Below are 15,348 nucleotides of genomic sequence, written 5' to 3'. Positions count from 1 at the left end.
TTTTTGGCATGTAAAAACAAATGAAGCAGATCACATTCCCTTATATGCTATAATCTGTATAAACATTATGTTAGTCACTGTAATTGAAGAATATGCTGTGGAAGGAGAAGTGCTGTGAATAGACCCGCGTATCAGGTTGAGCAGGAAGCAAAGGAAAATGATTGTGAAGTTAAATCTGTAGAAACTTCTCATGAATATGCAGTTAGAGAAGCTATTCGGCAGATGCTCAATCGACTGGATGACGCCTCTCTTTCTTCAGAGGAATTGGCTAGCGCTGCTTCATATAGCCCATTCCATTTTGACCGAATCTTCCGCTCAGTTACAGGTATTCCACCTCGTCTTTTCTTATCAGCCCTTCGATTTCAATGGAGTAAAAAGCTTCTATTAAAATCTAAATCGACAGCGACAGAAGTTGGCCAAACGGTCGGATATAGCAGCTTTGGAACGTTTTCTTCTAACTTTTCTCGTTTTATCGGCTTATCTCCACAACAATTTAGAGCTTTTATAGAGGATAGAATGTTGGGACTTCAAGAACTTCAACAGATACAATTAAAAACGAAAATAAATACTCGTACGAGTGTAGAGGGTCGTGTGGAAGTTCCGGGAAATTTAGAGGGAATGATATGTGTAGGTCTTTTTCCAAAACCAATACCTATGGGGAAGCCAATAGGATGCACGATAGTATTTAGTTCAGGCGATTATGCCATACCAAATGTTCCCGATGGAATCTATTACGTGTTGGCGATCGCTTTTTCATGGGATGATCCAATTGATGAGTACTTACATCCACAAAATTCGTTGCGAGGGAAAGCAAGCGGAAAAATTGTTGTGGAAAATGGAAAAATGATAGGCAATAGCAATGTGTCCCTTCGATCGCCTAGATTTTATGATCCTCCTATCCTTATTTCATTCCCCATACTGATACAAAACTTTATCGAGGATAAAATAGATTAAAGAGCAAACTAGAAGAAGTCAGCCTCCCATAATTGAGTTATTGTTAACTCAGGATCACAATAAACTACTGGATGAAGAGGAGCTGACTATATGTCACGAGTTGTTCATTTTGAAATCGAAGCAAAAGATCCAGAGAAAAAAATGGCTTTTTATCAAGAAGTTTTTGGTTGGAAGTTTCAAGAGATGATGGAGGGATATTGGTCGATTATAACTGGTTCTGCTGAGGATGAAGGAATTGATGGCGGTCTAATGAAAGCAGCTTCAGAGGATGCAGTACGGACTATAAATACGATACATGTTGCAAATCTTGATGAATATTTAAGTAAAATCGAGCAAGCAGGCGGTAAAACGACTAGTTCAAAAATGGATATTCCTGAAGTTGGAGTATTTGCTTATTGTGAAGATATAGATGGTCTAGAGTTTGGTGTAATCGAGTTTTTCGCAAAATAATTTACCAGCAAAAAAGAAGCCACTTGGCGCATTTGCCAAATGGCTTCTTTTGCATGAGTGTTGTCAGTGGGAATTCCCCTCAGTCATCTCGCTATCATTACGATACTTCTTACGGTAATTCCCTAGTGCAAGCAATGGCCAAATATATCGATAGCTGTGATAATGTATATAAAAATTGCCAGGAAGGCCTGCTCCCGTAGGGTAAGTAGTTGTCCAGTCATCCTTATGCAGCGATGCAAGTAATGCTTCAACACCTCTTTTTATTTCAACTGTTGGTCTTGGGTAAATAGCAATTAATGCATCCAAGCACCAAGCTGTTTGAGAAGGTGTACTTACCCCTAATGGCACGTAGTGTTGAAGTCGATCACTTCTACAGGATTCCCCCCAGCCGCCATCATCATTTTGTATATTTAAGATCCATTTAGCTGCGCGCTCCACGGATGCGTGGTTTGAATGAATACCAACGGCTTTTAGTCCTGTTATTGCAGCCCATGTACCATAGATGTATGAGATGCCCCACCTGCCATACCATGAGCCGTTTTTTTCTTGATTATGAAAGAGCCAATCTACACTACGCTTTATAAAGTTATGGCGTATATCAAGTCCAGCAAATTGGCCTAAATATTCTAAAGTACGCCCTGTAAGGTCGGCTTCTGAAGGGTCAATGGCAGCAGACTTAGCACCGTCGATCGAAAGCCAAGTTAACATGCGATTGTTTGTGTTTTTTTCAAAAGCTGGCCAGCCGCCATCCTTATTTTGCATAGAGATAATCCAGTTTAGACCACGGTTCCACGCTTCTTGATAAGAAGCATCGATTTGAGACATACCTTTTATAGCTCGAAGTGCAGCAGTTGTGTCATCAATGTCTGGATTAATCGTATTTGTTGCAGAAAATCCCCAGCCTCCGGGTCTAGCATGTGGGTTATGCTTGCTCCAATCACCATATTTGGTCTGTTGTCTCGAGAGCAGGTAGGCAGTTGCTTTTTGTATTGCTGTATGTTCATATGAAACACCGCTAATTTGCAAGGAATTAGCTAATAGCGCTGTATCCCAAACCGTGGATGGAGAGTTTTGTATCGTTGTTTTGTCGCTTGTTCGCCACTGCATATCGGTTAAACCCTGTACTGCATGGGTGATATGAGGATGTCCCTTTTCATAACCAAGAGCAAGCAGGGCGAATACCATTAGGATTGTACTGCTGGCATAACTGTACAAGGTTCCGTCCGCTTCGATTCGATCCAACATAAATTGTTCGGCCTTTTTTGTTGCTACTTCATGAATATATCCGGTAGCCCCGATTAGTCGGTTTAATCCTGACCGCATGTTGCCCATCATTTCTTGATATTCGTTGCTTTTCACTTCTGAGTCATTCTGTAATTCATCTTCTGTCCTCTGATTTAAAGTTAGACCACTTAGATCAGGGGTATTGTTTATTTGAATAGAAAAGTTCCGATCTGCCATAATCAACATAGGGATGAGATGTACTCTTGCATAACCGGAAAATTGAAAGATGTTAATTGGAAAAGAAGGGGGGAATAGTAGTATTTCTAGTGGAATAGATGAGATGGATAGCGGCCATTTTTTATTACCAGTAGTAGCTAATATTGTTTTAGTTAGAATGCTGGTAGCGGCTCGGATACCACCTTTAGATCGGATGAAGCGTTCGGCGCGTTGAATAGAATCATCCGTTGCCCCGCTATAACCAGAATAGAGTATTCCGTAATAAGCATCGATTGTAGTAGAAAGATTGCCTTCCTTTTCATCGTAATACAGCTTCCAACATCCATCTGCTTGCTGCTCCGCAAGTATGCGATCATGAAGTCTGCGAATCAGGTCGTCGTTTTGAACGCCTAATGTACGAAAGAGAACGATGATGTAGGCGTCTATAGATGTACCATTTTCAAAGCAAAAATGCCATGATCCATCTTGTCGTTGTTGCTCTAGCAAATTGTTCGTAATACGATTAATTTCTGTATCTATATCGCGGAGCAATTGACTCATTATGAACGTACCTCCAGCGCTGTTTCTTACTACTATATGATCAGTGTTGCACTGTAATGAGGAGAGAGTAGAAAGTTAAATACGATGGAATTAAAATTGAGCACACAGCAAAGCCACAGCGAGTTAGGACTCGTTGTGGCTTTTAATGTTAGAAAGTAATTGAGTTATGAATCATATTCCTTCTTATTTAAGAAGCCACAGAGATGCGACATTAGGTGGTTCCCATCCAACTACGGAAGTGTGCGATTGGCGGCATTCATAAACTAATCCATTATAGGAAACAAGTGTACCAGGTGCATACGACACATTGGCCGCCCATGGAATTGCAGACGTTGTTCCAGCAGTAGTAGCGCTTACAGTGCTTGCCGCTGATTGATTGCCGGCCCCATCGATTGCATGTACGTTAAAAGTATAACTAGTGCTTGCAGTAAGCCCCGTCACAGTGTAAGAAGTAGCATTAGCTGCAACGGTAGCTACTAATGTTGTGCCACGGTAGACACGATATCCTGTAACGGCAACATTATCGGTTGAAGCGTTCCACATTAGCTGTAAGCTTGTTGATGTAGGTGTCCCCATAACATGTAGTGCCCCTGGAGCAGTTGGAGCTTGAGTATCATTGCCTGTGAACGGGGAAGTTGTAACTGAAATGGAGTTGCTTGAACCCGATTCATTTCCTGCTGAATCGATAGCTTTAATCGAATACGTATAGGTTGTATTTGAGGTTAACGCCACATTATTGTAGCTGAGCGTTGTACCTGTCACAGTTGCAACTAATGTAGACCCTCTGTAAATGCGGTAGCCTGTGACGCCAACATTATCGGTAGATGCTCCCCAAGATAAGGAAACGCTTGTTGCTGTTTTGGAAGGAGAAGTAAGGGACGAAGGTGCTGTTGGTGCTTGTGTGTCAGATGGATTAGATCCACTGAAATTGACATCGATTACATTATAAAATGCGTTCGGAGTATCTGCGACTTCCCATACTGCCAAGATGACATGATAACCGGTACGAGCAGGTACATTGCAACTATTTGAATAGGAGAATGGAGGTTGTGCACCGCCATAATTAACCGAGCAAAATGGAGTTAAATCGAAGGAATTTCGAGTAAGTGCCGCATTAGAATTCCAATTTGTTTTCGTAATATAGTATTTCCAACTCGCAGTAGCATGTGCTGCAGTTAGCTTCCATGTAAAAGTTCTCTGTCCAGCAGTGATATTCACTTTAGACCAACGTGTTGCTGATTGTTCATCAAGTGTAGGGAATGCTCCATTTGCACTAGCGATTTGGCCATCTGCCGGGCCTGCGTTAGGAAATCCTTTTGCTGCTTCTAGGCTTTGCGGCTCGTATATAATAGGTCCACAATTCGTATTTTGACCAGATTTACATAGTGCAGCACGACTTGCAGGTCCTTCAACATAACCATGAGCAGAGATTTGTTGTGCAAAAAGTGTACAGGCTACTGCGGCTACTAGCAAAATACCCATGTACATTACAAATTGTTTGACGGTCGAACGTGATGAACGAATAGCTTTCGTTGTCATTAACTAACCTCCTCATAGTGGGGGAGAGCGAATGCTTCATGGAATAAAGCGTTCTCATAAAGCGTGCGACTCCAGATGAAAACTTACAAGCTTAAAAAAATTCCTCCTTCCATCTGAATTCAGTGTATTGCGCTATTGCAATTATTATGAAGACATTTTGAAGAAAAAAATCAAAAGCTTGAACCCAATGATCATTTTGAAGAAGTTATTATTCAAAATATTCTGACTATTAATTGAATACACATTCAAAATAAATGATTACATTTCTTTTTAATTACATTTACTATAAAATGTCAAATAAAAGGATTAGCTGTCACTACATATTAAAAGGAGGTAACAATGAAGAAAAGAGGCATGTTTGGGCTCGCATTTATAGTCATCATCGTTGCAGCAGTTATTTTTTATGTAAGTGATATAGGGGAATCAAACAAACCTATCGGCAATTTAAGTGCCGCCCAGCCGAGTGCTACTCCGGTCGAAAGTTCCAGTAGTGATGTAACTTCTATTGAGGATAAGGTGAAGAGTCTTATTGCAAAGATGAATGATAAAGAAAAAATAGGTCAACTCGTTATGTATACTCCAGCTTATGGGGTCAATACATTTTCTAGCGAAATGGTTAAGGAATATGGTGTTGGGAGTGTTCTATTAAACCGTAGGACGGAGTCAGCCTTGGAAACAACCCAGTTTATCAATCAATTGCAGCAGTGGTCGAGTGAGTCACGATTAGGTATTCCACTCTTTATATCTGGTGATATGGAGTACGGTGCAGCACAACGTATACCAGGAGAAGCAACCGTTCTACCGAGACAGATGGCGATAGGCGCCACACAAAATACGACGTATGCACAGCAGGTTGCAGAAATGACTGCTATCGAAGCAAAAGCAATGGGTTTTCACTGGAGTTTCTCCCCCGTTGCCGATGTTAATTCCAATAGACTGAACCCCGTAATTGGTGTACGTTCATTTGGTGAAGATCCAGAGGCAGTAAGTAGGATGGCTGTTGCCCAAGTTAAGGGGTATCAAAAGAATGGTATGCTCTCCAGCGCAAAACATTTTCCCGGCCATGGAGATACTGGCTTTGATTCGCATTCGACGTTATCAAAAGTTTCTTATAGCAAAGATGTGTTGAGGGACGTACATCTTGCACCATTTCGTGCGGTTATTGATGCAGGCATTGAATCTATAATGACAGCTCATATTATTTTGGAAGCGATCGACCCTGATTTGCCTGCGACATTGTCAAAAAAAGTATTAACCGGATTATTGCGTGAAGAGCTAGGGTTTAAAGGCATTATCGTCACGGATGCGATGGTAATGGAAGCTATTACGAACAATTGGGGAGCGGGAGAGGCGGCTGTAATGGCGATTAATGCTGGAGCGGATATCGTTATGGCTAACGGCTCTCAGTTCGACCAGACCGAAACATTGCATGCACTAAATAAGGCACTGGACAATGGAAAGTTAGCAAGAAGCCGATTAGATGAGTCAGTTACTCGAATATTAACCTATAAATTTCAGATGAAACTGTTTGAAAATAGATTAGTGGATGAAGCAAATGCGAGCGAAGTCGTTGGTAGCTCAGATCACTCGGAACTTGCGAGAAAGATCGCATTAGATTCAATAACACTTGTCAAAAATGATGGCATTCTTCCGCTTGATGCTGCAACCGATGAAACGACACTTGTTGTCAGTGCTGCCTATGCGGATGAAATTGCGGAATCAGTCAAGGCCATTAGTAAAGGGAAAGTAATTTCTTATCAAATAGCTGAAGCTCAAGGAGAGAAGCTAGATGCATCTGGGGCTGCAATAGCGGAAGCGATCAAGCAAGCAGCCAAGGCAGATCGAATTATTGTGTGCACTTATTCTGATCGTGAATTATTAGCTGGGCAAGTTCAATTAGTTAATGAGTTGCTGGCTACAGGGAAACCGGTTGTTGCAGTTTCGCTTGGAAATCCAAGTGATATTTTAGGTTATCCAGAAGTAGGGGCTTATGTTGCAACTTATGCGTTGGATAATTGGTATTGGATCACGGCAATTCCAGTATCGTGGGAAGCTGCGATTCAAGTTGTTTTCGGTGCGAAGCCTAAAGGGAAATTACCGATTACGCTTAGTGCTGAGTTCCCTCTTGGATTTGGATTGAGTTATCCTTAAGATGGTTGTTAGTTTCTCGAGTACGTGGGTTACGGAAGAAGCTTATTATTAAAGTTAAAAGAGGATAATATTGACACTGATCTAGTTGTGTAGTATTTTTTATGTTAGATCAACAAAAGCGAAGCACGCTTTTCCCATCGTTTGCTGGGAGGAAGTGTGCTTTTTTGCTATTTCTGTCGATAAAGTAATTGGCAGGATGTATAAAATCATGATACAACAAGATCACGTTATATGGGTTGAAGGGTATGTATTGAAATTGATAGGAATGATTGTTTTATTTATGAAAACGTTTACTAGATTACGCTAATTACTAATAAATTAGGGAGGGTTTTTATATGGTGTCAAAATGGAAAGGGTACTTTTTAGCTATTGTATTGTTGCTAGGATTATTGTCACTACAAACTGCTACTGGTATACAGGCGGCAAATGCAAAAATAGTAGGCTTTAAGGACATTTCTAAACATTGGGCTAAAGGGCAAATTGAAATTGCTGTAAAGAAGGGTTATGTGAATGGTTTTCCGGATGGAACATTTAGGCCCGATGCCAAAGTAACGAGAGCACAGTTTATAAAAATGATTGTAAAGGCGTTAGGTTTAGAACATGATTCGGAAGGAAGTTTGTGGTACACAACATATGTAAAAGCGGTAAAAGAAGCTGGTGTGTATAAAGGGGATGCGGATTTTGCAGAGTGGCATATGACTGCCGATATAAGTCGCCGTCACATGGCTTGGCTTGCGGTAAGAGGTGCTGATGAAACGCTTAAAACTGTGGAGTCTTCGGGAATAACAAAGGAAGTAGAGATTAATCGATGGCCACTTACTGCTACTAATAACATGGTGACTCGCACCGATGAGTTTATGAGAGAGTACTACGAGGGGTTTCTAGTATTCGAGGCTTTCAATCGAGGTGTTTTAAATGGATTTGGTGGTAATGAAATCGGATTAGAGCGTTCAACAACACGTGCACAAGCTGTAACTGTAATTGAGCGGATATTAAGCTTAAAAGAAGGTAAGAAGCTTGCTTTGGATAAATATGCAACTTCTGAGGCGGAATTGCAATGGCTAAAGACGAATGCATTTACAGTTGCACCGCACATCTTTAATGATCCAAAAGGTAGCGGTATGAAGAAAAACTATAAGCTGGAGAATCTGGTATTTAAAAATTCTCTTATTCATTCGGAAGTAAAACGAATTATTCTTATTGATCTTGACGATCCAAAAGATCCTTATCGCAAGTTGCTTCCTGCCACTTCAAAAATGACTTTTGGATATGATGGGAAACTTCCTAACGATGCATACGCAATGTACATCGAATATGAGACGTATACCAATAATGGAGGTAAGCAATACCCAGGAATCATTGATGTTACAACCCAAAGCTACAAAGCACCAAATCCGTATCCGCATCACAAACTGATAGAACCGTTCCCTATTGAAACGAAAGAAAAAGCTTTTAGACATATTAGCTCACGTAGACCATCAAATGCTGAAAAAAGAATAGGTACAGGCGTTATGGTATGGGCTATTCCTAATACTGGATATCAATTGTACGAGAACATCGGAGGAAGTAAAAACAACCCAGATCGAAATATTTCTATCAGCTTTTATTTAAGTCCATCATTCGGAGAGAACATAAGCAATACGATTTTTTTCGGTACAACAACACATTTCGGTAAGTAAATGAATGGAGGTGAGGAAATGAAGAAGTTGTTTGTCACATTGGCTATTATAGTCTTGATATATGGATGGAAAATAGGGTACGTAGAAGCCGCAACAACAACTCCTGAAACGGTCTACTCTGAAAAAGGGGAAAAGTATATTGCAACAGATAAGTACAGTTACAGAGATCAAACAAGCATGACTGTTAATTTCACAGCAGGAAAAATACAAGGACAAGTAATTACTAATATTCGTTGGGAAAATTCAGATGGAAAAAAACTCCGAGATGTACCGGGTGACTGGCTAGGAAAAGAAAGTTTTGCTGGACTGGATACGATTCAAGGAACATCTATTTTAGTAAGAACAACAAGAAGTCACACCCATGGTGGTGTGTATTATTGGGATCGTTCAAGTGGCAGTGATCTATGGAGAGCAAATACTCCTAGAAAAATAAGACATAATGATAGTGGAAAATGCCCCTCCGCTCCTGAAGATGAGTGGAAATATAAAGCATACCCAAACTGTACAGATGATCTACTTACCTTAGTTCTTAAAAAGGATAGTCCCTATTACATTGACGGAGAAGATGTAAAGCCTTCGATAGATGAAAAAGTTGTGGTTCAGAATACCGTTAAGCCTGTAAACATCGGGGTTGATCCGGCTAAAACAGTGGAAAATGATATACATAAGGAATGTGGTTTCAATAATACAACCTCGCCTTGTTCTGGAAAATATGATCGGTCAACGAAATATGATGGCAAGTTTGAAGTAATATCTAAAAACAGCATTATGGTTTATTTTGAGCAAACTTTCGGAGGAGACTCTGAAAAAAAAGGATTTTATAAAGACTGGGCAAGTCCCGGGGCGAGACAAATGTGGTGGTATTCAGCTTTTAAGTTCCAATTGGAAGCAACGACTTATCGCTACGGAGATAAAAAGATTGTAGTTGAGTGGGGACCAAAAGAAAATGAACCAACTCAGATCAATGTGCGTCACATGGTACGAACAGGACCAACTGGAAGCTTTGTAAAAGTAACAGAGTCTATGACGCCATTTGCAGATCCATTGCCACTATCTCGCATTCTAAATGCAGAGCCAACCCACGGAAAGGTACTCGGCAGAAATGTGTCTTACAGCAATTACAGCGATACAGTACAATCTGGAAATACGGTCACAGTGAGCCTGAGTAGAACTCAGACAAAGGCTTATGTGACCTTTTTTTATGAAAAGGAAGCACCACGATTTTCAGGAGACTTCGATATCATTCCAGATACGATAAACTTCCGGCAGCCATTCCGCTTTGTACCAAAAAACTTTGTAATGGCTGGTTGTACGTATCAATCACACAGGTACAAGATTGAAAGAGGTGGAACATATACCACTTCACCAATATTCGGCCAAAGCACCGATACAAGTTACACGTTTAGCAGTTATCCTTGGGTAATAGGGATAGGTTCTCACACCGTTAGCATTAACATTAAGACCAGCTGCGGAGAATCTGGCTGGACAGGGCACAAAACATTAACTGTCAATGATATGGCAGGCAACAATCCTCCTCAATTCAAAATTGGATTTGTTCATCCTCACTATAAGATACAACCCATTAGAGAGGTAGTAGAAGGTACGGTATTAGATCTGGTTTATATTGATGATCCCTCAGTACCAACGCCGACTGATCCAGATGGCGACTCCTTACACTTTATGGGCTTTGATACAGCGAATGGCTCACCTTTTATTCAATCATTACCGAGCAAATACGACGAATATACAGATGGCTACCATAATGTAACGATGGATGTGTTAGGTTATCATCATGTCACTGCCCAAATGCGAGACGAATGGGGATTAACGACGAGCGCTTCTACGTCCATTAAGGTAATACCGAAAAATCCAGTCCCGATTGCAAAGTGCCCCGTCAGTGTAAAATCAATGCGATCAATTGCAACCAATTTATTTGATTCTAGCGAAAGCTTTAGCCCTATGGGACGGAAAATCAATCACGCTAGGGATGAATGGATCGGACGTCTACCACATTATGTGAATGAGACGAACACAAATCAATTCGCTACGGTTTCGCTGCATGTATACGATTCAGAAGGGCTGAAATCACTTAGCCCTAGTAATTGCTCCATCATCGTGAAACCTGATCTTCCGCCCGTTGCAAAACTAGAAGTACCTTCTATTGGCATAAGAAAGCAGACGATCGAAGTCATTAATCGCTCCGTCAGTCCTGATGATGATAAAATTACAGGCTTTGAATACAAGTTTAAATATGATAGTAAAAATAATGGATTCGGAGATGATCAGTGGAATTCGATTATTGGTGGAACGTTGCTAAGTTTTCCATTCACTCCAGACCGGGTAGGCAAATACTTATTCTATACGAAAGTAAGGGAAGATTATGGGCGTACGGATGATACGTTAGATGTTACAGAATCAGAAATGACGCTAGATGTCATTAATGATGCTCCGGAAGTTGCCTTTAACTTAGAAGGGAAAAACGAGCAACCAGACCTTGATCCTTATTCGATTATCACACCAGGACAAATGATGAAATGGAACGTCTACGATATCAATAGCACCACAAAAGTAAGAAACAAATCGTCGTTGTGGAGCATCGATCAAAAAAATCTTGTTGCTGGAGAAGGAAGAAACTTCGGTCCGCAGCAGCAGGTGTTTTATGATTTTAGCCAATCGAGACTTGCAATGAATCGGGATTCTTTCGAAATGACTGGGATGGTCAATAATGGATTCGGTAATAATCGATTGTCACCCTATCGTTCAAGCGAATCACTGAATCCAACGTATTCATTACCGATCATAGATCCAAAATCGAACAAACATTTTCAAACGTTCAACAAGTATCGTGATGCAGCAAAATTTAAAATTAGATCAAACAAAAAGAATATTTTTTTCAATAAAAATTATGACGTAGATGGTTGGGACGGTTCCAGAAAAGAATGGGAACTCTACGCATTAAATCCGAGTAAATTACAACTAGTTGAACAATACCTTGAACCGAATGAATTCTTTTACAGTTATCGATATTCGGGTAATAAGCAGCCTTATGATTTCAAAATTACGAGATATACAACATTGAAATCGTGGGAGTTAGCGGATAAATATATTTATATTCATGAAACACCTAACGACGATAAGGACGTTATATCTGTTTATGATGCACTGACAGGTGCGTTATTGAAAAAATCAACGGATGTCCCGGGTACGGATGTCAATGTGACGTTTAGTCATGCAAAAGGAAAAAACATTGTTACCTATCGTATAAATCAGAAGGATGGTGTTCAAACCTTACAGTGGATCGAATATGATCCTAACCTAAAGGTAGTTGCGAATGTGACACTTCCTTCACCAAATAAAATACAAACGGAAGACATTAATGATAGTAAGGGTTACTATTCGTTTAATGTTAGTCCTTTCATGGTAGATGCAGAGGGTTCGATATACAGTTATCAAACGTGGACATATCCTGATGCATATACGTATTCGAAATATCGTGATTTGAATGTAACGAAGTATAATTCAGACTACAGCATAGCTTGGAGGAAATATCTCACTCCATACCAAATATCGGGTCCAACTTTAATGCATTCGTATGTGAACTTTTACAATATTACTGATACAATGCCTAGCTTAGTATTTGATTATAGCAACAATGAGGTATTAGCAAAGGTTTACTATGACAAGATTGTAAACCGTGAAGGAGGATATGAAGAAGTTTTCGTACTTAACGCTTCCACTGGTCAACTTAAAACAAGTAAATCATCCCAATATGGCGATGATCTTTCCATGTACCATTACGGGAATTACCGCTATGATGCGCCAACCAGTTATTCATTAAATTGGAATGGTGCACGGATTTCTGGGCCGAATAGTACAGTCACCATTGACGGCAACCGAACATCGTTTCTTGATGGAGCTACATGTACCATTGGAAGTTATACATCTGGCTTTAATAATGTCAAAGATAGTGCAGGTAATAACGTAGGACGAGTAGGCGTGCCTTGCAATCACGGGCAACAGTTAATGGGTGAGTATTTCATGGACGGGGTATACGTATCACTGAATAAAGCCGAGCAAGCACCCAATGGTTCAAGCGATACGAGCTTATTACGATTAAATGTTTCCATAGGAGCGCCTTCAACCAGACCAGCTGTAATCTCCAATCCTTTTACAAGCGGACAATTTATGTCTACGCAAAAGATGGTACATGCCGAAGTCAAATTCAGCTATCGTATGGACAAAATCGATTATGACAAAGAATGGTTTGGGTATTCATTCCGAATGAAAGATACCAAAAATCGATATGCAATAGAAGCGGATGGAAAAAATATTGTCCTTGCTAAATATATAAATGGACAGCGTACTGAATTAGATACAGGAACGTATCCAATGCAAGATAAAACGGACTACAACATTCGATTGAAGTTTTTAGGTGAAAAGATTGAAGTTTGGCTAAATAATATCCCGATATTAACGGCAACAGACAATGAGTATCAAGATGGATTTTTTGGTTATTGGGCTAACAAATCACATATTACATTCAGCCAACTTCAATATAAAGCACTGGAAGATCTTAACCTTTGGTCCAATCAATACGCCATATTAGAGGAAGACTCCACGGCAGAAATCAAAACGGACAATATAGAATTCAAAGATCCCGAAAATGATCCTGCGGCTGAATTAGGTTGGAAATTGTACCACAAAGAACGATTTATCAATAATCAAGGTAAGTCGGCTCTCGATGGAAAAACAATTACTTCTGGTAACCTAAAGTTGGATAAGGTAGGGGATTACCTTATTGCACTTAAAGGACGAGATGATCCTCATCCAAGTTATCTAATGCCAAGTAAGGACTTTGACGAATATCGTAAATACTCCAATGAATTCAAACGGAATATTACGGTTCATCGTAGACCGATTGCTAACTTTACCGTTGTTCAAAGGTCATATGATGGACGAGTACTTTGGACAGACAGTAGCCTTGATCCAGATCGTTATGAATCAGCTGCCGTTTATTCAACTGAGGATACGGGAATTGACTATAAAGTGACCAAAGGGATAATGGAAAAACGATTTTATTACATTACACCTAGTGGGGAATATGTTCCAGAGAAGCTTGTCACACCACAGGAAACAGGTACGTACGAGGTAGCACTTGCGGTGAAAGATGAATACGGCGCATGGAGTGGGTGGGCTATTCGATCACTAGTTGTGGGAAAAAAGGCTGCACTTAACACACCACCCATATCTGGATTTACAAAGTCCCACATTACTACATATCGCGGTGTGACGGTGACCATTGATTCAACTGCAAGTGATAAAGAGGACGGGGCTAGAGAGAATCTTGCTCATACCTATTATGTTCGGAACAAGTCGGAGAACGGTCCAGAATCGATCAAAAGTACTTCTCGAACCAATTGGACCACAAGCTTCAACAAGATTGGTACTTACTCGATTCGTCAATTAATAGTAGATTCTCATGGAGCTACTGCACAGAAAGAACAGGAAATTATGATTGTCAACCGCAAACCAACAGCGACAATTACAACTCCTGAGAGTACAAATCAGAGCAATCCAACGAAGATGACCGTATTACGTCCTGATTTCATGTGGGCGTATGGAGATGGGGATCAGGATGTTCAGAAACGTTATCAGGTGCAGATCTATCGTTATGGTGGACATTTAGTTTTAGATTCGAAAGTGGTTAATCTTGCAAATATATTGTGGAGCCCTAGCATCGATCTGCCTGAGAAGACGAATATGTATGTTCAAGTCAGAGTACATGACGGATTTGAGTGGGGAGATTGGAGCACGGTCCGATACTTCTATATTGAGACGAATCAAGCGCCTACTGCTGATTTCACGTGGTCACCGCAGCCGGTTTACGAAGGCGACATAGTGACATTTAGTTCATTAGTAAATGATCCGGATAAGGATAACTTATCTTTGCGCTATGAGCTGAAAAGCCCAACAGGAGTGAAATCGATAACAGATTACTCCTTTAATGATCCGTATCCGAATACTGGCCCATCACAAAAATTACAACAAGTCGGGATATGGACGATGAAGCTAACGGTTAGTGATGGGAAAGCAGAGCCGGTGGAAGTTTCTAAGTCGATACAAGTATTGCCGCTGAGTGTAGCAGGCTTTGTTAAACATACTGACATTTGGAACGAACATCGGAAAAAATATAATACGAAGAAGAGTGGAAATGAGGAATCACCTCGAGGATATAACACGTATTGGGCTGGAGAAAAGTTTCTTCTCTTTGCGGATACGACCGCAACTATAAGCTCAACAGTTGCTAATCGAGTTGAAGCATCCTTTGGTGAATTTACTGTAAACTTGTCGTTAGTAGGAGGGAGTAAAACGACTTGGGGCGGGGAGCTATGGTATGAGACATTTGAAAAGCTGGAGGATGGTCCGATTACATTCGTCTATTCTGCTTATTATAGCAATGGAACTATCAAAACAACTTCTGTGGAAGTGATAATAAGCGGCGAGGTAGGACAAGTTGTAGGTGTCCATAGAGTAAAATAAATGGACTGCCATCTAGTAGATTGCTCTACTTAGA

Annotated in this window: 7 protein-coding genes; 5 read left to right on the top strand and 2 right to left on the bottom strand. The window is 40.4% G+C overall.

Features of this window, described 5'->3' with window-relative positions:
* Positions 1-114 precede the first annotated feature (114 nt).
* Positions 115-954: a helix-turn-helix domain-containing protein gene (locus MFF31_RS21970; protein ID WP_238191057.1), complete on the top strand. Its 840-nt coding sequence runs from the start codon at positions 115-117 to the stop codon at positions 952-954.
* 90 nt (positions 955-1,044) lie between these two features.
* Positions 1,045-1,404 (top strand): VOC family protein, encoded by a 360-nt coding sequence (locus tag MFF31_RS21965; RefSeq protein WP_238191055.1) that lies wholly within the window; start codon positions 1,045-1,047, stop codon positions 1,402-1,404.
* 63 nt (positions 1,405-1,467) lie between these two features.
* Here the strand turns inward: MFF31_RS21965 and shc are convergent, their stop codons facing one another.
* Both shc and MFF31_RS21955 read right to left on the bottom strand, forming a co-directional pair.
* Complete coding sequence (gene shc, locus MFF31_RS21960; protein ID WP_238191054.1) at positions 1,468-3,405, bottom strand: squalene--hopene cyclase; 1,938 nt, start codon at positions 3,403-3,405, stop codon at positions 1,468-1,470.
* Between the two features lie 183 nt (positions 3,406-3,588).
* Complete coding sequence (locus MFF31_RS21955; protein WP_238191052.1) at positions 3,589-4,944, bottom strand: lytic polysaccharide monooxygenase; 1,356 nt, start codon at positions 4,942-4,944, stop codon at positions 3,589-3,591.
* Positions 4,945-5,283: 339 nt separating this feature from the next.
* Here MFF31_RS21955 and MFF31_RS21950 point away from each other — a divergent pair, with 339 nt between their 5' ends.
* The 3 genes from MFF31_RS21950 to MFF31_RS21940 all read left to right on the top strand — a co-directional run bounded on the left by MFF31_RS21950 (position 5,284) and on the right by MFF31_RS21940 (position 15,314).
* The gene (locus MFF31_RS21950) at positions 5,284-7,095 is read left to right on the top strand and encodes a glycoside hydrolase family 3 protein (protein ID WP_238191050.1); all 1,812 of its coding nucleotides are present in this window, start codon (positions 5,284-5,286) and stop codon (positions 7,093-7,095) included.
* A gap of 335 nt (positions 7,096-7,430) precedes the next feature.
* Positions 7,431-8,774 (top strand): S-layer homology domain-containing protein, encoded by a 1,344-nt coding sequence (locus tag MFF31_RS21945; protein ID WP_238191048.1) that lies wholly within the window; start codon positions 7,431-7,433, stop codon positions 8,772-8,774.
* Between the two features lie 18 nt (positions 8,775-8,792).
* Positions 8,793-15,314, top strand: a complete 6,522-nt coding sequence (locus MFF31_RS21940; RefSeq protein ID WP_238191046.1) for a PKD domain-containing protein — start codon at positions 8,793-8,795, stop codon at positions 15,312-15,314.
* The last annotated feature ends 34 nt before the right edge of the window (positions 15,315-15,348 follow it).

It is taken from the genome of Paenibacillus sp. L3-i20 (assembly GCF_022180385.2).
Classification (GTDB): Bacteria; Bacillota; Bacilli; order Paenibacillales; family Paenibacillaceae; genus Pristimantibacillus.
The sequence above is the reverse complement of the archived record's forward strand: the minus strand, read 5'-3'. Positions and strand labels throughout refer to the sequence as shown.

What these genes read in the sequence shown, in the direction of transcription:
- shc (WP_238191054.1), bottom strand. Translation starts at nt 3,405, where the DNA reads ATGAGTCAATTGCTCCGCGATATAGATACAGAAATTAATCGTATTACG.
- MFF31_RS21955 (WP_238191052.1), bottom strand. Translation starts at nt 4,944, where the DNA reads ATGACAACGAAAGCTATTCGTTCATCACGTTCGACCGTCAAACAATTT.
- MFF31_RS21965 (WP_238191055.1), top strand. Translation starts at nt 1,045, where the DNA reads ATGTCACGAGTTGTTCATTTTGAAATCGAAGCAAAAGATCCAGAGAAA.
- MFF31_RS21950 (WP_238191050.1), top strand. Translation starts at nt 5,284, where the DNA reads ATGAAGAAAAGAGGCATGTTTGGGCTCGCATTTATAGTCATCATCGTT.
- MFF31_RS21940 (WP_238191046.1), top strand. Translation starts at nt 8,793, where the DNA reads ATGAAGAAGTTGTTTGTCACATTGGCTATTATAGTCTTGATATATGGA.
- MFF31_RS21945 (WP_238191048.1), top strand. Translation starts at nt 7,431, where the DNA reads ATGGTGTCAAAATGGAAAGGGTACTTTTTAGCTATTGTATTGTTGCTA.